Below are 21,596 nucleotides of genomic sequence, written 5' to 3'. Positions count from 1 at the left end.
ATCGTGAGACCACCCTTACTGAATGGCACTGAGCCGATCAATCTCTAGGTTATTCTCTATGGTATGACATTGCAACACTTCAGCATCACCCTTCAACAGTGTCAGCTTCTCTACCGTATTGATATTGCTGGCAAACTTGCCATCCAGTTCGCCACATTTTTTTGTACGGTGGCTGGCAAAACTCAAATACTCTTTTTTTCTGCCCTCAAGCTGAACGGCTGGCACCGCACTATCGTTCATATAGGCCGCATAGGCACTTCTGAGCCTGAGTTCGGATACACTCCAGATATTAAAAACAATCATTTTTTTGGAGCTGTCTTTTTGTAAATTCTCTTCACTTGTTGCTGCAGGCACCGGATTCGCTGCCACATGTGCATGGGGTGCTACAACTGTCGTTGAGGCTGGCTGCTCGGTGGCTGGCTCAGGCGATGCATTTTTTTTGTGAGCAAGGGTATCCGTTTTTTTGCCCGATTTTTTCACCGGCATCTCCTCTGATTCAGGGGCTGGCGTCGTCTCAGACACAGCCTGTGTCAGCTCGCTGGTTACTTGTGCGCTCACCTCGGGGGCAGCCACGGCAGAGACCTGATTTTGAATACGCAGGGTTGCTGCGCTGCCCTCTTCGCGCTCCTCCCCCTTGATAATCAGGCCGAGCAAGATGACGATCAGCACACCTATCAATAGTACATTGATTTTACCAATCTGGATTTCGCCACGCTGAGTAGGCGCAAAATGATATGAGCAGTAGATCATGGTAGGCAAACCCTTATCCCCAAGGGTTGTGTTTGATGTTGAAGACAATGCATATTTCCACAAATTCGGTCAGGTATAGTTTTACGCCAATAGGATATGCAATCTCTAACAATGCCTTAAAAAGAAATAAATTTCAATCATTGCCATTATGTTTACACCCTTTTTCATACATTCTCACAAATGCGTAGCCAATCAAGGCAGCGCATTTAAGCCATCACACGTTTGACTGCACGAAAATGAACCGGCTGCACAGGCAAATGAGCCGTTGCAAGATAAGTGCGGGCAAGGGGTACCTCTTGCTGCAAGCGCGGCTCTGCAGACGACGCCATCTCTTCCTCGGCTTCCTCACGGAACAAGGCATCTCTCAAATGCGTATCCGCACCAGCCTCATTGATCATGGGCGCATTCGTGTAAGTCAACTTGCCATTGAATCCAACGAGTACTTGAGTATCAGCAGGCACGATCGCTGTCGCTTCCACCGCCTTTGCATGCACTTTGACTGACGTTGAATCATCTACTGACAGAATCGTGAAGTACATTCCTATGCACATCACAATTAAGGCCGCAGAAACTGCGCCCATTGTAATGGCAAGTAGAGAGAGTGCACTTGTAAATGTACGCGGTGATGTTGTTTTTGGCATATTAACCTCCCCAATCACTGATGACTGTTTTCACACAGCCTCTATGATCCAATAATCAACCACCTGAACGAATACACATCAGGCTGAACCTCTTGTAGGAATTTTCGTACAAGACAGGACAAAACCAGGATCAGTGGTGACCTTGATTTAAAATGAGAAGATTTCAGCCATGCAAAGTAAAAAAGCACCTCCGAAGAGATGCTTTTTTTGCATTGAGATCAATATGCGTTTAATCGAATGCAGGGTTTGGTTTACCCCGCTGCACATAACCGAGGTTACGTTCAGTGGTCCTAGTGGTAAATCAAGCCCTCAGTCGCATCATGCCGGGATAGCACCAAGTTGCCTATAGGAGTTTTTCCCGAATTGATTCATTAACAACCAACCCTCCCTATTTGGTGATGGCTAAAACCATACCGCTAGCATCTTTCGTTGCCAGGCAGCGCCAGTTAGTGATGATGCTCATGCTTGTTTTCTTTGCTACCGTCTTCGTGATGATGCTCATGTTCATTTGCATGGCCGTCACTCCCATGATGGTGCTCATGTTCATCCGCATGACCATCTTTGCCATGGTGATGCTCGTGCTCATCCGCATGGCCGTCCTTACCGTGGTGATGCTCATGCTCATCCGCGTGTCCGTCTTTACCATGGTGGTGCTCATGCTCGTCCACGTGCCCATCGCTCCATTTATCCGCAGCAATCACACTCGTTGTAGCTGTCAAATAGAAAAAACCCAGCACTAAAGCCGCAATGACTTGTTTAGGATTATCCATCGTTTACCTTTCAAAAAATCGGACTTTCATTCTAGTGAGCGCGTGATTTTTAATCAAATACTTCATGGATTAATCCGTGTTGCAGCGGTAGTGAAGATTCAGTTAGAGGATTATCGGATCGATGCAAGTTAAGCAACTAAGCCCGATGGCTTATGTACGCCAGTGCACGGAGCATTCAACCGTCGTCTGGAATACTTGTATGCACTAGGTACTAAGTGCCTCGATTCATACAAGGAGAAACACATGGCACACACATTACATTTACCACAGGCAAAGAGTCATCGCCTGTTGTCCTGGGGCTTGGCCTCCGCATTTACAGCATTGTTGCTGCTCAGTGGTTGCGCCTCAACACCCAAACCGCCAACTTCTGCTTTGCAAGCCGCGGAGCAAGCCATCGCGAGTGCAGAAAGAGCAAGTGTTGCGGATTATGCTGCCGTCGAACTGAGTACCGCACGCGACAAACTCTCTGCAGCGCACAGCGCAGTACAAGAACAGAAAATGATTCTGGCACAACGCCTTGCCCAACAGGCACGCGCTGACGCTAAGTTGGCCTCCGCCCTAGCCGAAGTGGCAAAAGCCCGTGTGGTTAACGAGCAGATGCAAAAAGGGACTGACACATTAAAAATGGAAATGAAGCGTAAGACAGGAGATCAATAATGAACACACAAATTTTTAACGCTAGAACACTCATATCCACCGCTGTGGCATCCGTCTTGTTGGTGGCATGTACAGCCAGACAAATACAACCAGAAGCGGTCAACAATGCCCGCAGTAAATTGACCATGTTGCAATCTAATCAGCCACTGGCAAGCCAGGCCCCCGTCGCGATCAAGGAGGCCGAAGTGGCAGTCCGTGCTGCCGAGGTATCTCAAGGCGACAAAGAACAAGTTGCGCACCTGATGTACATCGCAGAACGCAAGGTCGATACCGCACAAGCACTGGCCGAAAGTCGCCTGCTCGTTGAGCAACGCACGGCCTTGAGCCAGCAACGGGAAACTGCACGCCTCGACTCCCGGACAAAAGAAGTTGATATTGCACGCAGCAACGCTGATTCCGCACGGATAGAAACGCTAGCGGCGCAAAAGGAGGTTGAGAATGCGCGCAGCAATGCAGAATCCTCACGGCTCAAAACACTGGCTGCACAACAAGAGTCAGCGAATGCGCAACAGAAAGCCTCTGATTTGCAACGCCAGATTGCAGAACTCAACGCCAAGCCAACCGAACGTGGCCTCGTTGTAACGCTAGGCGACGTGTTGTTTGACACCGGCAAAGCTGAGCTAAAAAGTGGTGCGACGACAAATTTAGCCAAACTTGCGACCTTCCTCAATCAGCATCAAAATCGCTCTGTGATGATCGAAGGCCACACAGACACTGTCGGCAATGCTGACTACAATCAAGCGTTGTCACAACGCCGCGCAGACTCGGTTAAGGGCTGGCTAATGAAACAGGGCATCCATTCAGATCGCCTCGTGACTGCTGGCAAGGGTGAAACCTCACCAGTCTCGGGCAATGATAGTGCATCTGGGCGCCAGTTAAACCGTCGTGTTGAAGTCATCATTGAAAATACAGACGCTAATTGTAACGTCGCGCGAAATTTGGCGCAAATTTGCAAATTATTTGGGTTACAACTATCGAAGTGATTAACCTAAAGGGCATATACTTAAGATTCTGATATTTTCAGATCTATCTAATTAATGTCTAAACAAAACTCAGTTAAAAGAGATATCCCAGTAACACAATGCATTTTCTGTGGTGAACGGTACCCTACCAGCCAAGAACATATCGTACCGGCATGGGCTTATAGGTTGTTAGATAAGTATAAATTGCACTACAAGAAATTCTCGTATTATTCTAATCGGCTACCTAATGGAGCAATTATATTCGACAAAAAGATAGCAAAAGCTGAAGATTCAACATCAGCGGTTTTATGCAAAAAATGTAATGAATCTTGGAGTAATAAAATCCAAAACTCGGTCTCTCAAATTTTGAGACCTTATATTCTTGGTAAATGGATAATTCCCACAAAATCTGAAACCATGAGAATTATAAGGTGGTACACATGCTATCTAATGGTAAGAGAAATGCTTCATGACAATCATGAAACACATACCCAAACGGAAAGAATGAGGTTTAGAAGTGGCGGTGGGAAAATACCATCCAGCATGAATATCTGGATTGGCTTCACTAATAAGTCGAACATTGAAAGCAACCACCATGCATTCAATGAGTTTTACGACTTAATCCCGGTATCAATTAAAGGCCATCTGGCAGTTTTAAACATTGGCTATCTATTGATAGTTAGTTATGGTGCAAATCCTATTGGAACATTAGGGCATGAATCAGAATTTTATAAACATCTATCTAAAAAACTAAAAAAACTGGGGTTTATAAGTCTATTACAGTTTAAAAATTTAATTCCTAAAGTTGATGGAAATACACCAAAGACTTTACCCTTTAAAGGTGCAAGGGAATTGAGTGATGAAATTAGAGAGTATGTTTATCGCCACCTATTAGAAGATGCATTAATGCCTTTAAATAATAAAACTATAAGATGGATTTAGCTTTTCTTGATTTTATGTCCTACCATATTGCCAACAACACCGCCTGCAACCGTTGTTAAAATAATCGCCCATTGAGCATATAAAACAACCTGCACAGCAATGCTTGCGCTGATTACATATTTAACAATGTCACTTCCAGCTGCCGAAAGAACATATTTAAATGTGTTGTCACCTACAGCGTTATTGATTCGGCATGTGGACAAAAACGAATAGATGCTCTGTAGAATGAATAAAAATACAATCGTTTTCATAGTGCATCCAAATCAATTAATCTCTGCATAGCAATTTCAAAGCTACAAGCTCCATTTGGCGAGCTGACATTCAATATTGGCTGAACTTGTATTGAAATATCGGTCGAAATAAACTCAACATACCACGGCGTCCATTCTGTGAAATCCACACCAACCATAGCGGTTGCGGCTTGCGCTTGATTGGGAGTTGATGCTGTTGGGTTACGTACATTCCCAATACTGTAAGTGGCTCCAGCTGCTTGCGCGCCACTAGTTCGAAACAATCCGCAATAGGCATATCTATGCCCAACAATACTCACTGCACTAGCTCTGAGATTGGTGAGTGTTTGCCCTTGCGCTAAGGTATAGAGCCAGCTATTTCCTTTAACTCCTGAACCTGGGTTATTGTTAATTGACGGAGTGCCTGTGCCTGTAATATTCCAAGATGTGGGAATCCCAGAACCAGAAGATAAAAACAAGGCATTTTGAAGCATGTTTTGCAGACTAGTGGTATTGTCAGCCGGTACATAATCAGCAAGATAAGGAAAGGATGATGCTAATGGCAAAGCACCAATGATGCCTTGTTGCTGCAATTGACCTAAAATACCTAGAGCCGCTGTAAATGCGCCAAGAGTTGATGGATGAGTTTCATCTACATTCATGCCTGCAATATAAGCGCCATTAACAGTGGCCGTGAATTTATAAGGATCTGCCAGAGCAATGTTATTACGCAATGAATAATTCTTTATCCATGCATTTCGCAACCTGAATGCTTCGGATGAACTAGCCGTGTTGGATGGGTAGAGGGTAACCAAAACAGGTACGATACCTGCCAATCTAGTTTTTTTAACAGCTGTAATAATGTTCGCTTTTGTCGTTTCCCAAGGCACCCCTTGCGCAAAATCATTCACTAAACCCATTTGCAAAAAAAGCAGATGCGGTTTCTGAGCAATCTCATAATCCAATCGATTCAAGCAACCTACTGAATTATCAGTTGAACAACCACCATTATGATTAACAATGATTCTACCCTTGGATAGAAATGCCAAATGCGTCAACCAACTTTGACCACCTGCACGTTCATATCCAATCGCTTGCGGCGGGTAAACATAAGTTCCGTTATTGTTTACGGTAACCTGAACGCCATCAGCACTGAGGGTGCCGCCAGCAGTGGAGCTATCCCCTAAAACACCGGATAAAATTGGGCCTTGAAGGTTTCCCCTATCGAACCAAGCACTTCCATCTTCAAGAATAAACGTAGATTTGAAAGCTACTCCTTTACCTCCAGCATCAATCTGCGCTTGCGATAAAACTGGTACAGCATCCGGATCAATAAAGGTAAATCCCCCTTGCTTCAAAGCACCGAGGCTGTGACGACAGAAATTGGTAAACGTATCCTTACTGAAGCCTGTATTAACTGAATCAACCAGGCTGTTATAGTTATTGGTTAAAAGCACATCGCTGCGATCTGTACGTGTTACCAGCTTCCATTTATCGGCTTCACAGATTGCGTAAACATCTGCGGCTGGACGCTCTAATTTAACGCTATTGTCAGCAGTGTCAGTGACGACCAGGTTATTGCCAATGATCTCAAATTTTAAAGCCATGATTTGTCCCTAAAGAACCGAATAATTTTGGTTAGTTTAGGGACTATCTGGCGCGCGATGGTGTGCATCTGACATGCGTCAGAGGCTTGTTATTGGGGTAGATAATTGGTGATTAAAAGCTCGGTTACTGGCTTGTTACCGGCGCTGGCGATGCTGTACGAGGTTTTGACTTCACGGATATGGAAGTTTGCAAACAGCTCGCGGATCTGAGGCACGTTGTTGATGCTGACCATCCAGTTACCCTTAGCGCTGGCCAGCTTGTCACGTAGTGTAATGAAGTCGGTCTTATCGAACAAGCCCTTGCCATAATCACCCTCGCAATCCCAGTATGGCGGATCCACATAAAAGAACACGTGCTCGCCATCATACCTGGTAATCAGCTCAGCATAATTCAGGTTTTCAATGGTGACCCGGCTTAACCGCAAATGCGCCTCTGTGAGGTCCTCTGCAATACGATTAAAGTTAAGCCTTGGCGGAGTGCTGTTGGCAACCCCAAAGGACTGATTTACAGCCTTAGCGCCAAATGATGTACGCACCAGGTAGTAGAATCTGACCGAACGTTGAATATCGGTGAGCGTGTGTGGCGTTACCTGCAGCTGGCGTTCAAATTCATCGCGGCTGATCAGGGACCATTTGAAGTACTTCACAAACTCTTCCAGGTGATTCTGTAATACTCGATACAAGGTAATCAGATCACCGTTAATATCGTTGATCACTTCCACCTTGCTTTGTTCTTTTCTAAAAAGCACCCATGCGGCACCAGCAAACACTTCTACATAGCACTTGTGCGCCGGTATCAGTGGAATGATGGTGCCGGTGAGTTTACTCTTGCCCCCGACCCATGCCAGGGGCGATTTCCGTTTTGTTAAAGATCGATCTTGCATCATGACTCCTATCATCTAGGCGTTCATGACGCTCAAAACTATTAATGAATCCGCAACGCGGACACTTGATACTCAAACTTATGGCCATGCCTTCAGCCAACTTACGGTTACAACTAACACAGCGAAACTCTGTGTGTTTTTCCTTTGTGCTACGCATACGGTCGCCCTTATAATCGACCCGCCCACGTGGGTGGCAGGGCCTCGGTTGATCCGTAGCTACATTACGGTGAGACGGGGGTGTTAACTACTCGCTATAGTTAACGCTCTCGCCCTGTTTCTTTTGCATCGCCAGTTTAATAAGACGGGCTTGATTAAACCCTACTGACTGCCGTCAGCATTACCAATTGATTGCTTCAAGTTGCTCAGGCCTGGTTGCTTTTAAGATCTGATCTTGTAGCTGAGCGTTTTTGATTCTTGCATTGAGTATATGCGTATATGCATCATCCCCAGCCTTTTGAATTTCTGTCGCCGTGTGTGATCGATACTCCCAGACACCAGCTTGGTCAGCGCATAAAAACATATAAACGTCAGTCGGTAGAGCGCTAGGTAACATTGATCGCTGCACGGTGCCAGACATATTGAGTTGATCAGTTTCATTGCAAGGGTAAATGTGTACAGTCCCAAGCGCATCACTCTCATATCCTGCATAAATATGAGCACGGCAAGCACTTAAAATGTCATTTGATTTATCAGCCTGAAGCTCGATAAATGTTTTAGGTTCAAGCTCTACAATGCCGTATTGCTTTAAATGACCATTAGTCAGAGCTTCTATTGCAGTTTTGTTGCTTATTAATTCTGGTGACCATTGTCCAAAACTAGACTCAACATATAAAACAACGTAGTCAGCGGAGGTTTCTTTTTCTCTTGATCGCGATAAGTATTTCACCTTGCTGTTTAAAATATCGATAACAGCCTCGGTATAACTGTGATATACGAGGATTCTTCCATCTGGCAAAGTAAAGTTACGAACTATCATGGCGTTTGAATATTCTGCTGTTGTAATTTAGCAATCAGCGCACTATAAGTAGTTTGTAATACAACAGCATTTGGATTAAAAAACTCAATATATGCGAAGCCGTCTTGTCCATCTTCAGCAGTGTTAGCATTAATCCCTGCTGTACCACCGTTACCGCCCTTACACCCGGATAAAATTGATGATCCATTACCAGGTAAGCCACCTGGGCCTCCAGAACCATCCCCTGCGCCAGGTGTACCTGCCCCCCATTGTGCGCCGCTACCAGGTTGACCAGGACGGCCGTTTGTCCCTGCAGCCCCTCCTGGGATACTTCCACTTTGAAGAGGGCCGCCTGCGGCCCCTCCTTTGCCCCCAACGGCGGTCAAAAGACCAGAAATAGATGTATCACCACCATCTCCGCCAGGAGAACCATAGCTTGTAAAACTACCACTATATGGCGCTCTATTGCCTTTAATACCTTTTGCTCCAACTGTTAAAGTATAAGTTGCGCCTGGTGTTAAGCCAGTAAATGTTGCGGTATAAACGCCCGTTGAACCTCCACCCGCGCCCCCAGAGCCATTAACATTACCGGCACCACCGCCAGCACCAGATCCTGCACATAATGTAGCGCGCATTGTTGTTTTATTAGCAGGTACAGTTATTGTGTAAACACCTGGTGTTAAATAAGTGTTTCTTACACCATCAAGCTGTGTGAAATCCAAAACGCCAGCTAAGAGCTGACCACCATATGTTCCAGTAAGGGCAGTCATCTCTCCCAATTCAGAAACAATAAAGTTGTTATTGATGTTAAGCGAACCACCAGTAATATTCCCAAGGTTTGCACTAATCGCACTAAGTGTCGCAGCCACTATCCTTGTAGCAGCAACTTGTGGCTGAGCCTGGACATAATGATCAGTTTGCCATTCGTAGATATTTTGGTCAGATATGCAATAAACAACATCGCCTGCATAGGTCGTCGTCGGTACTGTATTAACAGTTGGGACCCCACCAAGGCCAAGAGGTGTTGCAGATACTTCAGAGCTTAAATTCAAATTATCCAGGCCAAAAGTATCGTAAAACGCTACTCTAAAATACATAGGCACAGCTGCTACCAATGGCGATATGATGCGGCTTGTTTCCGGCCCGTCATATACCAAGTTGCTACTGTTCGGGGTAAAACCTGAGACAGTGCTACCGTATACAAGCATCCCAGCAAAATCAGTGTCATTTGGCTTTGTTGCGCCAACAGTTACCGCAGTTGGTCCTGCAGTGGCAAATACACCACCTGGCACTGCAATCTGTGGATTTGAAGCGATTAAACTGGCAAACGACATCGAGCTTGCGCCCGCACTATTCTTGGCTTTAATTTGCAGTGTGACTGATCGCCAAGGCCCACCATCCGCACGCGCATCTTCATAGGTGTATTCATAGTCCAATGCCTGACTGGAGACACTGCGGCGCTTGGTCATCGATGCGGTATCGTAGACATCGATCGCATAATAATCAGCCCCCGCCGTCGCTGACCATTTAACCTTTAATGATCGACCGACAAACGGTTGCACCAATGTAAAACCCTGCACATTTGGCAATGGCACAATGTTGCTATAAATATCACCAGTCCAGACAGCCCAGTCACCTTGCGTTAAACCAAGCGCGGCCACACGAATTTTGATTGCCCCAGGCATGACAGCAAAAGTCAGCTGTGAAGATATAGGCTCACCTTTACGCGTCCAGCTGGCGCCATCATCGTAACTGATTTCCACAGCATACTTTTCAGCTCCTGCTGAAGGTGGCCAGCTGACGTTAACTTCTGAAGCATCTGCAGATAAATTGACGATAATATCACCCACTGATGGCCGAGTAATCACTACCGGCAAATTAGAGCCTGGTGAAGCACTGCCGGCAGACCCCGTTGCGTCCGCTGTATGAATGCGATCATCTTCAATTTCAAAATCAAGTTCGCAGTGGTAGCCATCCCTCGGCCTAATGGCAGAGACCAGCATGCGCATATACATTTTATTGGCAATGCCAAACGCATACCTGGTGCGCTCACGATCGAGGCCGATATCAGGCACAAAGGTTAATGGCACATCCAGCACAGCTTGATTGTCTGCTGTGCCTTGCGTAGCCAGGTAAGCATCACTGACTGAACCATCGCGGTATTGAAAGGCAAAATAATGGTTGCCAGAATCAGCCCAGTTTAATGGCTCACTTAAAGTGACTGTCCTGGTCGCACTATCCCAGCCTAATATCTCGCCGCCTTGTCCCAACTGTGGCCGGTCATGCTGAATCGCTGTGAGGTCACCAAAGCTAGGGATAAAGCCTTCAGCTTCGCTACCTATGGTTGCATGGGTACGGCGCCATTTATTTCGGGCCGCAAGATACATACCCTCGCGCCATGCTTGGTTTAGGTTGGTCACCCCAAATAATTTGACCTTGGCCGGAGTGGTGGCAATAGAGTCTGGCAGTTTGCAAGTAACGTAATTCCAATTCCAGATCGTCTCATCAAAATACTCAACCTCAACTGCATCAGCAGTGTCATCAGTTGGCATGATGTAGTTGACTGAAAATGAGCCCTTGACTGTATTGAGCATGTTAAACATGCAAACAGGCAGTGTCCGGGGTTGGTCGCGAACAAAATGCACATTGCCAGATTGCCGGAATGGCTTGGTGCGCCCAGCGATCAAGCAAGTTTGCAGCGCTTCCCAAAAAGTGACGCTATTATCAAAAAGCGCGTTAAATTTGTCGCCACGGGCAGCAAATGTTGTTTCAAGCGTCCTAAGCTGTGCCAGATCAATTCTGTTATCCGTGTAGCCCGCACCATATTTAGCCCTGCACATATCAGCTGCAGCCCAAGCGATTGACTGCGTCCGCTGTGGGGCACTCCAGGCACTGCCGCTCCAAACTGGTAGCTTGCGGGTGGCAATGACATTAATCTTTCTGGATGACGTGCTGGATAAACTGTTGGTTGCACGCATACGCATGGCTAATAGTGTGATATCTCCATATTGATGTGAGCCAGGGAAATACGCGCGTAATGCGGTCCAGTTAAGATCGTTCCCTACACGGCTGCTTGTATCCTTGCCACTATTTCGAGTCAAGCGGATCTGGTAGCGACCAAGCCCCACGGCATATCGATACGACAAACGCTGCGCTGTATTGGTCGCATAAGTTAAAGTGTGCGTGCCTAAAGTCTGCCATCCACCAATCGCAGCACCACTATTATTAATGGCTTGTGCCTCAACCGTGAAGGTAATACTACGTGCATCCATACCCCCTTCATCGTTGGCATAGAAGAGCCCTCGAGGCAAAACAATATCTACGGCCAAAGCATTGGTTTGGCTACCTGCCGGGTTGGCAACAAATGGGCCTTGTGTAGTCAAAACCTCCTGGCCAGTGACATCAGCAGAAGTATGTACATCATCTGGGAACAAAGTGACGGTGCCACGAGGCTGCACCACCTCATAAACCACTTCAGGAAAGCTGCTGATCGGCGAATCACCGATAAAGATAGCATCGATATCCGCATAGCCTTGTGTGATGCATAGCAATTGATACAAGTACTGCTCGTTGCCTGCATACTCGGTATAAGGCTCAGCGGCATAGTTAGGATAAACCTTTAGCGTGCCATATAAAACCGGGATCGGATCACCCAGCCTGGAGACATTGCCCTGGGCAGATAAATCATATGTGGGCGATGGCGTGGCAAGATCGGCAGCAGTGCGGTTGCTTGGCTGGTTGGGCGTGCCAAAAGCGGAGTTAATCAAAGCACTACCGGCAATACCAATCCCAGCTTTAACAAGCTCAAACATGAACCCTTCAGTTGCACCGGTAATTGCCGTTGATAATCCTCCTGTGGCATACATCAAGCCAATCGTTAGAATGAGCTTCATGGGGTTGCTGCCACCTCCACCACCTTGAGGGGGCCGGATGATAAAGGTGACAACATCATTGTCACCGACGCATTGCCCCCAGTCTTTACGGAGCAATGGCTGGCCATTGTAGATACAGATAAATGGCTGCTTGGTTTCAGGCGCTAATGAGCTGATCCGCCGACGCCGTGTGATCGGCGTCACCTCAACCGAGTCACTGCGCAACACGTTTTTGCAAATGACTAAACTGGCACGCATCGGTTAAACCTCCAAAACACCAATTGCGTCCAGCCAAGCAGCCTTAAATGACGGCGCTGCGTAAATACCACCCCAGCACCTTCCACACTATGCAGCACGCCGCCGCCGTCTACATCAAGCCAGATCCCAACATGCCAGGCATCTTTTTGAGTACCCATCTCAACAATGTCACCGGCTGCAGGCACATCTACCACAAAATATTTTTTGTGCTCAGGATGCTTGCGGAACATTTTACGAACCTGCAATCCCAGTGTTTCATCTATCGGAATCAGCGGTGGCTCAAAGTCAAAATGTGCTTTGGCCACGGCACGTACCAGCCCCCAGCAGTTGTAGCTATCGGGGCCTTGTGCGCCACTCTCCCAAGGCTTGCCCAGGTAATCTCTTTCAGCCCAATGCATGATCACCTCGACAAACTCGGGAAACGCTGCAGTGTATATAGCTCACCCGGGAACAGCTTATTAGCCGGGTCACTATAGCCGCAGGTACAAGTCACCTTAAAATCATCAGCCACGATGTCAAATACCGTCATGGTGGTGGTCGGATAATTCTGCGGACCAGATAAATCGCTGGACAGATAGATTCTGAATGTGACCTCTGCCTTAACGCCTGAGGCAGTTGCAAGCGCGATATTGTTTTCAATCTCTGTGCTAACGTTGTCCATGACCAATGTCATCACAGGGTTGGCAATATCAGATACCTCTGGCGGCTTCACATCAAATGCAAAAGCCGTAAACGTCACTTGTTGGCCGCCATTCAAGGGCGCACTTGCTTCAAGGGTTGCAACTAAATCGACCTCATCAGCAACCACACGGATTGCAGTCGGGTTGCCAGACCCATCAACAAATGCAGGATGATTAATTTCAATGGTATACAAATAAAAATCATCCACCGGAGCAGATGCGTAAGCTTCTTTAATAGCTTGAGACAAAGCTGTATCAGACATTCTTTGCCTCCATCTTGGCACTCACTTCCCAATTAAGGGCAGCGAGCGCAGACTCATCAACACTGTCAGGAATAAAGCGCACTGCAAATGTTTTCATGATGCCATCTAGTGTTAAATCCATCGTGAACCAAGCCACGCCTGAAAAAAGCGTGTCTTCAAAAAAAGTGTCGAATATGGCCTTCTCAGTTTTGGTAAACCGAAAAACCACATTCAAATCGTACATTTTGAAGCTAGAGCGACGGCGCTGGCGGGCCTGGCCAGAATCCATGTCGGTGCGCAAAACGTTGTTGCGTTTTTTAAGCTTGTACCCCGCAAGGTTGGGTAAAGGCAAAGCTGACGGCCATGCACTCATCGGCGTGCCCCAGCTGCACGATTAAGGCCATAAGTAGATTCAAGCTGTGGCGCTAATCCAACACCCCGAGCAATATCAGCCTTCATAGCGTTAGTGATTTTCTCAACAAAAATATTGATTGTTGAGGTATTACCGTTTTGCGATTGCGTCACCTGGCCAGCCTTGCTGCTATCTTCAATTAAAGTCACCTGGACATTCACCCCATTGCTGCCCGCGCCGCTGGCCTCAACCCCGAGATTGCCATTGCTCATACGTTTGAGCGGGAAAATGCCTTCATCCCCAGCTTCACCCATCACATTGCCGCCCTTGGCAAATGCACGAGGTGATCCAGTGAAGAATGTTGGCTTAGTTACGATGGAATTGCTGTACTGACTAATGTCACCTGAGGGGTAAATGCCGCCTTTGGCATTGAAGCTAAAAAAGTTGCTTGCCCAGCCTAAAATACCATCGCCAGTACCGGCGCTACCAATAGGTGCACTGCCAAGAATATTGGCCCAGTCAAAACTTCCAACCGCATTAGCTAAAGGCTCTGTAACCGTTTTGCGCAAAATAATCCGCTCAAGATCTTGTGCAAGGCCTTGGAGGACGTCGCTCAGTTTTTTGCCAGACACAACAGCATTTTCAAAAGAGCTTGTAAAAGTCAGACCTAGCTGCCGAGATATATCAGCAGCTTTTTTGGTTTCTAACTCAATTTTCTTGGTTGATAGCTCATAGCGTTTTTCAACCTCTTCACGTTGCGCATCGTATTGTGCCTGCTCCTCATCAGAGATATCTCCCTGACGTTTGCGCGCAGCCTCGCGAATACCTATAATTTCTAATGCACGTGCACGCTCAAGTTCAATTTGAGCCATTGCACGGTCTTTATCGTTTTTGATCAGTGAGGCATTGAGGTCTTCATTTTGACGACGCATCTGATCATAAACATTTGCGTTTTCATCATATACAGCCTGATCGGCATCAGCCGCAGACTGGACTGCTGTCATGTAGGCATCGTTTTGGGCGATAGCTTCATTAACTGCCTCTTGAGCCTTAACCTGATCAGCAAGCCCCTGCAGATATCGTCTAACAGCAGGATCCAGAGCAACATATTTGTCTAGTTGCTCCTGGAGCTTGTCTGACATGGATTGTGCCGGGGCAACAGCTTGCTGAAAGTTTTGAATCAGGCGGGCTGTATCTTCAGCCATCTGCTGTGCATCGGATTTTGTAGACTCTGTATTGCCTTTTTTCTTGGCACTCGCTTTGATATTGGCAATAGCTTGCTCATGAGCCTGCAGCGCCTGCTGATATTCAGCTGAGTTTTTTTGCAGGCCTCGAGTGGCATTCTGAAAAGCTTGATTTTCCTCATCGAGCTGCTTGGCCAACCTACTAGCTGCATTTAAGCGATTACTGCCACCCAGATATTTATTCAGATCATCAACCGCATTAACCTTATCGCGTTCACCTGCCAAAAAATCAGCGGCTTCTTTGGCCAAAATCTCGGAGGTTCTTTTTACGCGTTTAAGATCAGCCAGCACGGCCTCTTGTGCTTTAATTTCTTGATCACTACCACGGGTGGCAGCACGCAAGGTGCCAGATGAGTCTGTGTAGGTATACCCAGTTTTACTCTGCAGTCCTGCCAGTTTAGCCTCTGCGTTCTTTACTTGAGTATCGATATCATCCTCACGGCCAATACTCAAAAGAGACTCTTTGGCACCGTCGATCGCTGACTTAATACGATTCCAACCGCGCTCGATCAGGCCTGCGTTATCCAATACCTGGCTTTTACGGTTTTCCATCGTATCGGCAAAAGTCTTGATGGCCAACGTGGCAGCATCTTGCGTTTTACCCTGCTCCTGGAGAGCGACGATCTGCTTGTAAATATCAGCAGTTAAAAAGTTGTATTGATTATTAAGCGCTTTGATAGCTTTTGCAGGATCCTCTGCGAGCTTGACGAAAACCTCAACCACATCAGATACTTCTTTGCCTGTTGCCTGGCTAGTGGCGATCACACCACGCAGCGCGATATCGATCTGATCCCCAGCCAGCTTGCCAGACATGGCCAACTCATTCACAGCCTGGCGTGAGTCACTAAATTTGCCAGTGAGCTGACCATTGACCTGCACCAGGTTCTCTAACTGGCTCGCAGTCTTTCCAGCTGCCTCACCTGTTAAAACAACCGTATCTTTTAAAATCTGGGATTGTTTTTGACCATTAAAATAAGCCGTAGCCAAGCCTACAGCCGCGGTTACTGCGACTGTAGTTGGATTAATCAGGCCGACAATATAGCCACCCAGAGCACGGACCGCTGCGCCAACCCCACCAAAAGAGTCTTTAAGCTGCCCCCCCTGCTGCAAAAGCACCTGCAATGGTGGCTGCCCAGATCCCAAACTGGTGACGATATCGGTGAACTGCATGGGCACCTGACGCAAGGCTTGTGTCATCTGGCCAGCAGTTAAGGTGGTATTTTGGAGTTGCTTGTTTTGGTTGGCCAACTGTGCTGCAGCGGCCTGGGCATTTTGAGCGATCTTCTGCTCTTCAGTGGCCAGATCTTTAATCACCGGCGTGGCAGACTTGGCATCCGCAGTGATGGTGACTCCAACTTTAATGTCATTGCTCATTGCTGTATTCCAATCTGACTTTGCGCTCCATGATCTGGAACCCGTTAAAATCCTCGTCGCTGATCGTTAAACCGGCCAGCTCAGCGGCAGTTTTTACGCCCTCATAATCAATAAAGGCGCCAAACTCAAAACGCCATTGTGTAGCTGCTGTAAAAAACAAATTGACGGCTGCCTGATTGGCTGGCCAGATGTACTGGATAGCTTCCTCAGGCTCACCCAGCATTTTTTTTATCTGCTCGTCGTTCAGACCATTTTTTTTGAGATCATCAACGCGCTGCTGATAAGTGATAGAGGTCTTTTTACCTGCCAGATACCAGCTACTGGCGACCTCTTTCAGTTTTTTAGGTGGCCCTCAATCACAGCCCTGAAATAAGCCTGAACAATTTCACCTGCAGATTTGGGATAACTGTCCAAAAGTATGGTCAAGTGCTCGATTCTGAACTCAAGCGGGCCGTGGACGTCATACACCTCGTTCCAGCCGGTGACGCTCTGCAAGCAGATCTCGCGGGCAGTAGGGATAGGCTGCCCCTTGATCTTCATCCATAGTTTTATAAACCAGAACCAGATACGCTGAAACAAATTGCGTGGGCGGTGATATTCAAACCAGGCAGAAAAGACTTGTGGCGTCTTGTACTTGAACATCATGGTGACCTTGGCTGGTTCACCGCCAGGCACAGATAGGATCACCTCGCTTTCAATGGTTGGGTCTGCTTGTAAAACAAATTGCATAGCCGTTCCTTAGAATGCAGAGATGCACAATTCATCATTACCAGAAACTGGGGTCGGAATAATGTTGGCATCGAACATGGCAATCCCATTTTTGCTGCCATACTTAGGCTCTGCGATCTGCGCTGCCGGCATCACTATGCCGAACTTGTTACCCGCAACAGTGCCGTGCTGAAGAACAATCGGCCCCAGGGTTGCATTCTGCGCAATAGACCACCAATCTTTATCAGCCACCTTACCGGCAGCGATACTGATTGCACCTGTCGGCTTACTATCCGACATGATCATGCGCTCTTGCGCATTAATCAGCGTGTGAAAGTCGACTTGATTTGCCATATCAAATGTCAATGACTCCATACCCGCTGCATAGCCATGCACAAGGGCCAAAGGTGTATTGCGATAATTAATGACTTGAGGCTGTATCCAGTTGGTCAAAATAACCGATGGCTGTACAGCATCTGTGACTGGAACAAAAAGCCCCATAAATGAAAAGTTCAGCTTGCCAAGCGTGTCCATCTTGGCTTCACCAGAAACGCTACCGCGTGCCCCCAGGAATTTGTGCTGCACGCCATCGATGTTGAAAATCAATGTGCCAGATTCAGGATTGTCAGTGATACGACGATAAACAGTGGATGCACCAATTTTGTATTGTGATGTTGCGTCCGTTGCCACCCATGTTGCAGCAGCTACTTTGGCGATTTTAGAAGTGCCATCGTAGTCATAAATTAAGCCTTTGTTGCCCACGCCGGTACCAGCAGTAATTTCTACGGGCATACCCTGATAAAAATCACTGATAGCACTTGCACCGGCAGCTAATTTGATGCCGCCAGCGCCACCACCAGCTTGACCGGTGCCAGTTAGATCAGACGCCAGCAACGTTTCACTAAAGCCACACATACGCAGCAAGGCACCCCATGCAGGGGCAAGACCAGGCGTACCAGATCCAGCCATTTCAACTGAAAAGTCCAACTTGCCATAAATACTGGTCGGCAATGTCTCGGCATTACCAAAGTACGGCCGGATCGTATCACGCTGCACAGAAGTCAACTGCATAGGGGTTAACGTAGGCTGGCCAGCAAACAAAATGGCATTGACTGCACCACTTGGAGTTGAGTCCACCCCATAAACAGATTCTGGCTTAGCCAGGCATGAAAGAACACGTAAACGAATATCAGACATTACTGATCTCCCTGGTTAGACTTTTTCTTGTTGCTTGCAGCTTTTTCGGCAGCTGCTGCCTCGAGCGCTGCAGCCTCTTCAGCGCTCAATGTTGATTCGACCTTTTTAAGCTCTTCAGTCTCAGGGTGAATCAAATAGCTGCCACCGGACAACATATTTTCAGATTTCATAAATGCCTCTCAATAAATTCAGTTTCAAAGGTATCTACCCACCAAAGCACACCGTTAGAATCAAGCTTCAATATTTGGCCACCACGAAAAATAATCGGATCGCATTCACTGGTTGGCTTCCAGGCAATCAACTTATTCTTTACCTCTTTGCGTAGTGGCTGCAGATCTATAATTGCCTCGACACCACTCGGATCGCGCACGTTGCGCACTGCATACAACACGATAATTTGTGCAGTGATCAGCTGCTGAATTGCATTTGCTGAGGTACTATCACTTGCACGCTCAGCGCCTAACACCACAAAAGCTGCAGGGATGTTTGGCAGTGGGATCTGATCATCAATATCCGCAGCGCCACCCACCAGGGCAAAGCTACCACCAGCCAAACGGTCCATCGTCTCCTGGATCATCAGTAACCGCTCAAACTTTCGTCCGTGAAAACACGCCCAGGGGCAACACTTTTAACGCCACCTGAACTCGGCTGCACTGGCTCGCCAGTGGGAGACGCGCCTAGCGACGCAGTCCCATTACTGACACTCTTCAGAAATGCAATTGCATCATCATGGCGTTGTTTCACTAGCTCTGGCACCTTAATGTCATAAAGCTGGTACCGGACCAAATCAGCGGCAATACGCACCAAGTTAGGAGGCACAGGATTCAATGGCAACGTGTAACGGTTAACTAGGTATGCATCAATATCTGCAGTCACGCCATCAATTGCACGGTTGAGCACATCCATGTCGACGGCACCGGTTTTTGTGCGGTCGGTTAACTGGATGAGCTCAGCCTGGCCGAAGCTCTTTTGCAACTGATCTAAAGTGACGTAGGCCACTAATCAGCAGCTTTCGCTTTGCGTGTTTTCTTGGGTGCTTCAGAGCTAGCCTGATCTGCTTGAGCTGGATCTCCTGGCGCTGGATCTGCCGGAGCCTGATCGGCTTGGACTGGAGCCTCAGCTACCACCGGAGAAGCTGCTCCCCCGGTGGCCGCCCCATCAAGAGGCGTAGCGGCTGGGTCAAGAATAGTTTGGCCATCACCCCCAGCGGTAGAAACTACCGCTGGGGCAGGATCGGCAGGATCCTTAACGGCATCGGCACTGGCAGGTGTCAGGTTGCCTTCGGCTCCGGGGGGTGAAGCCTCCGGAGCCTCTGGCGTTGCAGAGGCATCACCCTCTGCGATAGCTGGCCCATTGGCCTCTTCAATATTCGTGCTGGCAGCAGCGTTTGTCTGCGCTGCCAGAGTGGCATCACCACCATCCTTATTATTCAGTGGGTCCAGGTTGGTATCTTTATCGGTCTGCTCGGCCAGGGCATCGGCAGCAGCAGTGCTTTCACCACTAGCCGTGCCACGCGTCAATGAGGGGTCAAGGATCAACTGACCGATTAAGATATTTCCTGAAGTGATTTCACCGTTTGGCGTGCCCGATGGGGTATTTTCAGCTGATGGTGTTAATGGACCATCATCAATTTCCTCAATGGCATCACAAGCCTTTAGGCGCTGTGCCTCTTCATCAGTTAAATAAATAATGCCGTCTTCATCATCACCTGGATTACTACCAGGAGGAAGGAAGGTTTTGCCATCATGAGAAATTTGAGACAAAACCAAATATGCTTTTTTCATAGTGGCCTCTGCAAATCGTTTTAGAGAAATAGCCCCGCGTCGGGGCTATTACCGAACAATTGAGTTAACTGGTTGCGTTTTGGAAGAAAAAACCACCTTCTTGATAGGTGATCAATTCTTTAACTTGTTCTGCAACGATGATTTGAGTTGAACCACGAATGCCGCGATTTGGCATATCTACTGGGCGAGTGGTCTTTTTGCCAAACTCGGCTGTGATTGCAAAAGTTGGCAAACTGATACGATCAGGTGCGGCCACATTACGATCAATGCGGAGGAATGCTGCATGGTTACCCCACAAACGTGCACCACTAAAAGCCTGGCCCTTTTTAGCGCTGTTATAGAACGTTTCACCAACATAGATTTCATCAACCTCAAACAACTCGGCCAAAGAGCGTTTCGATACATAACCCGCAGCGCCTGTACCACCATGAATCTGGCCATCGTTATTCAGGACAGCCGCAACGATTTTGGGATGGCGACGTAATTTGGTATAAGTTTTACGACCAAAGACAGCAATGTTTGGACGCACCAACATGGTATCCAGACTATCCATAATCATAGCCAGCGGGTCACTCTGAGTGTTATCCCACAAATCAGTACCAGAGAGGGTTAAGCGCTGGTTGGCTGCATATGTATTTAAGCCAAAATACAAATCTGCCACACGCTTCTCACGCGCCAGGTCTACCAACAAGCTTGTGCCTTCCGCAGCAAGCTCGAGTGGGCGGTAGTTAATCTCCCCCGCATCAGCCTTTTGAACATCAGAGTCTGGGACAACATCTGACAGCCCCCAATCCTCAACTGAGCCATCCAAAAGCTTGGAGCCAAATTCAACTTCGTTAAATTCACTCTTACGGCCCACTTTAGTGTCCGGGATAGTGAACATGTCATTCTTTTCCAGGACGGTATACTTAAACTTGGTACCTCCCGCATCTACACGTGGACAAACCAAATCTGCAATAAAACCTTCCGGCTTCACTGCCATAGCAATTTGCGACAAGCGACTTACCTGTTCAGCTGGTAACTGCATGACTACTCCTTAATTTAAATTTGAATTAATAACCAACAAAGCAAGCTGCAGTTAGCCTTGCATTACAGACGGCGCGATAAGCATGGATCCGATATCGCCAAGTACGCCAGACACCTCGGCAATGCCGATCACTTGCACATTGGCCCCCGCAGCAGGCGCTGCTGCAATTGCACGGCCTGTGGCATCAGATGTTAATTTTTGACCACGCGTGACTGCACCACCGTACTCAACTTCGGCGATGCCTGTGCGGGTAATTTCAACCCGTTCCCCAGCAGCCTCTGGATAAGCTCTATCGGTTACACCGACCAACAAGTCAGTGGCAGCTGCTGCTTGAAGTACTTCAGCATCGTTAGCACCGAATTTCACAATGCGATAGGCTGCAATAACTGCACCTGCAACATAGTTTTTTGTTAAACCTTGATTTCTCATGATGACCCTTTAAAAAATGACTGAATGGCGT

Annotated in this window: 25 protein-coding genes; 3 read left to right on the top strand and 22 right to left on the bottom strand. The window is 47.5% G+C overall.

Annotation, left to right across the window (positions count from 1 at the left end; all coding sequences use genetic code 11):
* Nucleotides 1-15: 15 nt before the first annotated feature.
* The 3 genes from ACT53G_RS12245 to ACT53G_RS12235 all read right to left on the bottom strand — a co-directional run bounded on the left by ACT53G_RS12245 (nt 16) and on the right by ACT53G_RS12235 (nt 2,161).
* The gene (locus ACT53G_RS12245; RefSeq protein WP_476169546.1) at nt 16-750 is read right to left on the bottom strand and encodes a hypothetical protein; all 735 of its coding nucleotides are present in this window, start codon (nt 748-750) and stop codon (nt 16-18) included.
* 206 nt (nt 751-956) lie between these two features.
* On the bottom strand, nt 957-1,391 hold the full coding sequence (locus ACT53G_RS12240; RefSeq protein ID WP_338656322.1) for a hypothetical protein: 435 nt from the start codon (nt 1,389-1,391) through the stop codon (nt 957-959).
* 446 nt (nt 1,392-1,837) lie between these two features.
* Nucleotides 1,838-2,161 (bottom strand): hypothetical protein, encoded by a 324-nt coding sequence (locus ACT53G_RS12235; protein ID WP_476169545.1) that lies wholly within the window; start codon nt 2,159-2,161, stop codon nt 1,838-1,840.
* A 243-nt stretch (nt 2,162-2,404) separates the two neighbouring features.
* Here ACT53G_RS12235 and ACT53G_RS12230 point away from each other — a divergent pair, with 243 nt between their 5' ends.
* From ACT53G_RS12230 to ACT53G_RS12220, 3 genes are read left to right on the top strand one after another with little or no spacing between them, the layout of a single operon-like run.
* Nucleotides 2,405-2,818 carry a DUF4398 domain-containing protein gene (locus ACT53G_RS12230; protein ID WP_476169544.1) on the top strand — a complete coding sequence of 138 codons (414 nt, stop codon included), beginning with the start codon at nt 2,405-2,407 and terminating at the stop codon, nt 2,816-2,818.
* A complete protein-coding gene (locus ACT53G_RS12225; RefSeq protein ID WP_476169543.1) occupies nt 2,818-3,801 on the top strand; it encodes an OmpA family protein in 984 nt (327 codons plus the stop codon). Before ACT53G_RS12230 ends, ACT53G_RS12225 begins: the two co-directional genes overlap by 1 nt.
* A 54-nt stretch (nt 3,802-3,855) precedes the next feature.
* Nucleotides 3,856-4,722 carry a hypothetical protein gene (locus ACT53G_RS12220; protein ID WP_476169542.1) on the top strand — a complete coding sequence of 289 codons (867 nt, stop codon included), beginning with the start codon at nt 3,856-3,858 and terminating at the stop codon, nt 4,720-4,722.
* Here ACT53G_RS12220 and ACT53G_RS12215 read toward each other — a convergent pair.
* The 19 genes from ACT53G_RS12215 to ACT53G_RS12125 all read right to left on the bottom strand — a co-directional run bounded on the left by ACT53G_RS12215 (nt 4,719) and on the right by ACT53G_RS12125 (nt 21,565).
* Nucleotides 4,719-4,973, bottom strand: a complete 255-nt coding sequence (locus ACT53G_RS12215; protein ID WP_476169541.1) for a hypothetical protein — start codon at nt 4,971-4,973, stop codon at nt 4,719-4,721. The genes ACT53G_RS12220 and ACT53G_RS12215 overlap by 4 nt on opposite strands.
* Nucleotides 4,970-6,559, bottom strand: coding sequence for an SGNH/GDSL hydrolase family protein (locus ACT53G_RS12210; RefSeq protein WP_476169540.1), 1,590 nt, complete (start codon nt 6,557-6,559; stop codon nt 4,970-4,972). The genes ACT53G_RS12215 and ACT53G_RS12210 overlap by 4 nt, the downstream gene beginning before the upstream one ends.
* A gap of 89 nt (nt 6,560-6,648) precedes the next feature.
* Entirely contained in the window at nt 6,649-7,446 is a 798-nt protein-coding gene (locus ACT53G_RS12205) for a DNA adenine methylase (protein ID WP_476169539.1), read from the bottom strand.
* The gene (locus tag ACT53G_RS12200) at nt 7,382-7,600 is read right to left on the bottom strand and encodes a Com family DNA-binding transcriptional regulator (protein WP_476169538.1); all 219 of its coding nucleotides are present in this window, start codon (nt 7,598-7,600) and stop codon (nt 7,382-7,384) included. Before ACT53G_RS12200 ends, ACT53G_RS12205 begins: the two co-directional genes overlap by 65 nt.
* A gap of 180 nt (nt 7,601-7,780) precedes the next feature.
* The gene (locus ACT53G_RS12195; protein WP_476169537.1) at nt 7,781-8,419 is read right to left on the bottom strand and encodes a DUF4376 domain-containing protein; all 639 of its coding nucleotides are present in this window, start codon (nt 8,417-8,419) and stop codon (nt 7,781-7,783) included.
* Nucleotides 8,416-12,528, bottom strand: a complete 4,113-nt coding sequence (locus tag ACT53G_RS12190) for a host specificity factor TipJ family phage tail protein (protein WP_476169536.1) — start codon at nt 12,526-12,528, stop codon at nt 8,416-8,418. The genes ACT53G_RS12195 and ACT53G_RS12190 overlap by 4 nt, the downstream gene beginning before the upstream one ends.
* Nucleotides 12,513-12,926, bottom strand: coding sequence for an NlpC/P60 family protein (locus ACT53G_RS12185; protein WP_476169535.1), 414 nt, complete (start codon nt 12,924-12,926; stop codon nt 12,513-12,515). Before ACT53G_RS12185 ends, ACT53G_RS12190 begins: the two co-directional genes overlap by 16 nt.
* A gap of 2 nt (nt 12,927-12,928) precedes the next feature.
* On the bottom strand, nt 12,929-13,471 hold the full coding sequence (locus tag ACT53G_RS12180; RefSeq protein WP_476169534.1) for a DUF1833 family protein: 543 nt from the start codon (nt 13,469-13,471) through the stop codon (nt 12,929-12,931).
* A complete protein-coding gene (locus ACT53G_RS12175) occupies nt 13,464-13,823 on the bottom strand; it encodes a hypothetical protein (protein WP_476169533.1) in 360 nt (119 codons plus the stop codon). The genes ACT53G_RS12180 and ACT53G_RS12175 overlap by 8 nt, the downstream gene beginning before the upstream one ends.
* Nucleotides 13,820-16,420 carry a phage tail length tape measure family protein gene (locus ACT53G_RS12170; protein ID WP_476169532.1) on the bottom strand — a complete coding sequence of 867 codons (2,601 nt, stop codon included), beginning with the start codon at nt 16,418-16,420 and terminating at the stop codon, nt 13,820-13,822. Before ACT53G_RS12170 ends, ACT53G_RS12175 begins: the two co-directional genes overlap by 4 nt.
* On the bottom strand, nt 16,410-16,643 hold the full coding sequence (locus ACT53G_RS12165) for a DUF1799 domain-containing protein (protein WP_476169531.1): 234 nt from the start codon (nt 16,641-16,643) through the stop codon (nt 16,410-16,412). Before ACT53G_RS12165 ends, ACT53G_RS12170 begins: the two co-directional genes overlap by 11 nt.
* 110 nt (nt 16,644-16,753) lie before the next feature.
* Nucleotides 16,754-17,149 carry a phage tail assembly chaperone gene (locus tag ACT53G_RS12160; RefSeq protein ID WP_476169530.1) on the bottom strand — a complete coding sequence of 132 codons (396 nt, stop codon included), beginning with the start codon at nt 17,147-17,149 and terminating at the stop codon, nt 16,754-16,756.
* Nucleotides 17,150-17,158: 9 nt separating this feature from the next.
* The gene (locus ACT53G_RS12155; RefSeq protein ID WP_476169529.1) at nt 17,159-18,325 is read right to left on the bottom strand and encodes a hypothetical protein; all 1,167 of its coding nucleotides are present in this window, start codon (nt 18,323-18,325) and stop codon (nt 17,159-17,161) included.
* Nucleotides 18,325-18,495, bottom strand: coding sequence for a hypothetical protein (locus ACT53G_RS12150; protein WP_476169528.1), 171 nt, complete (start codon nt 18,493-18,495; stop codon nt 18,325-18,327). The genes ACT53G_RS12155 and ACT53G_RS12150 overlap by 1 nt, the downstream gene beginning before the upstream one ends.
* Entirely contained in the window at nt 18,492-18,887 is a 396-nt protein-coding gene (locus tag ACT53G_RS12145; RefSeq protein ID WP_476169527.1) for a phage tail terminator protein, read from the bottom strand. The genes ACT53G_RS12150 and ACT53G_RS12145 overlap by 4 nt, the downstream gene beginning before the upstream one ends.
* 14 nt (nt 18,888-18,901) lie before the next feature.
* A complete protein-coding gene (locus ACT53G_RS12140; RefSeq protein ID WP_476169526.1) occupies nt 18,902-19,324 on the bottom strand; it encodes a gp436 family protein in 423 nt (140 codons plus the stop codon).
* A complete protein-coding gene (locus ACT53G_RS12135; RefSeq protein WP_476169525.1) occupies nt 19,324-20,109 on the bottom strand; it encodes a hypothetical protein in 786 nt (261 codons plus the stop codon). Before ACT53G_RS12135 ends, ACT53G_RS12140 begins: the two co-directional genes overlap by 1 nt.
* A gap of 64 nt (nt 20,110-20,173) precedes the next feature.
* On the bottom strand, nt 20,174-21,136 hold the full coding sequence (locus tag ACT53G_RS12130; protein WP_476169524.1) for a major capsid protein: 963 nt from the start codon (nt 21,134-21,136) through the stop codon (nt 20,174-20,176).
* 51 nt (nt 21,137-21,187) lie between these two features.
* A complete protein-coding gene (locus tag ACT53G_RS12125; protein WP_476169523.1) occupies nt 21,188-21,565 on the bottom strand; it encodes a capsid cement protein in 378 nt (125 codons plus the stop codon).
* Nucleotides 21,566-21,596 lie beyond the last annotated feature (31 nt).

It is taken from the genome of Methylophilus sp. DMC18 (assembly GCF_056314005.1).
This window is presented reverse-complemented; position numbering and strand designations above follow the sequence as displayed.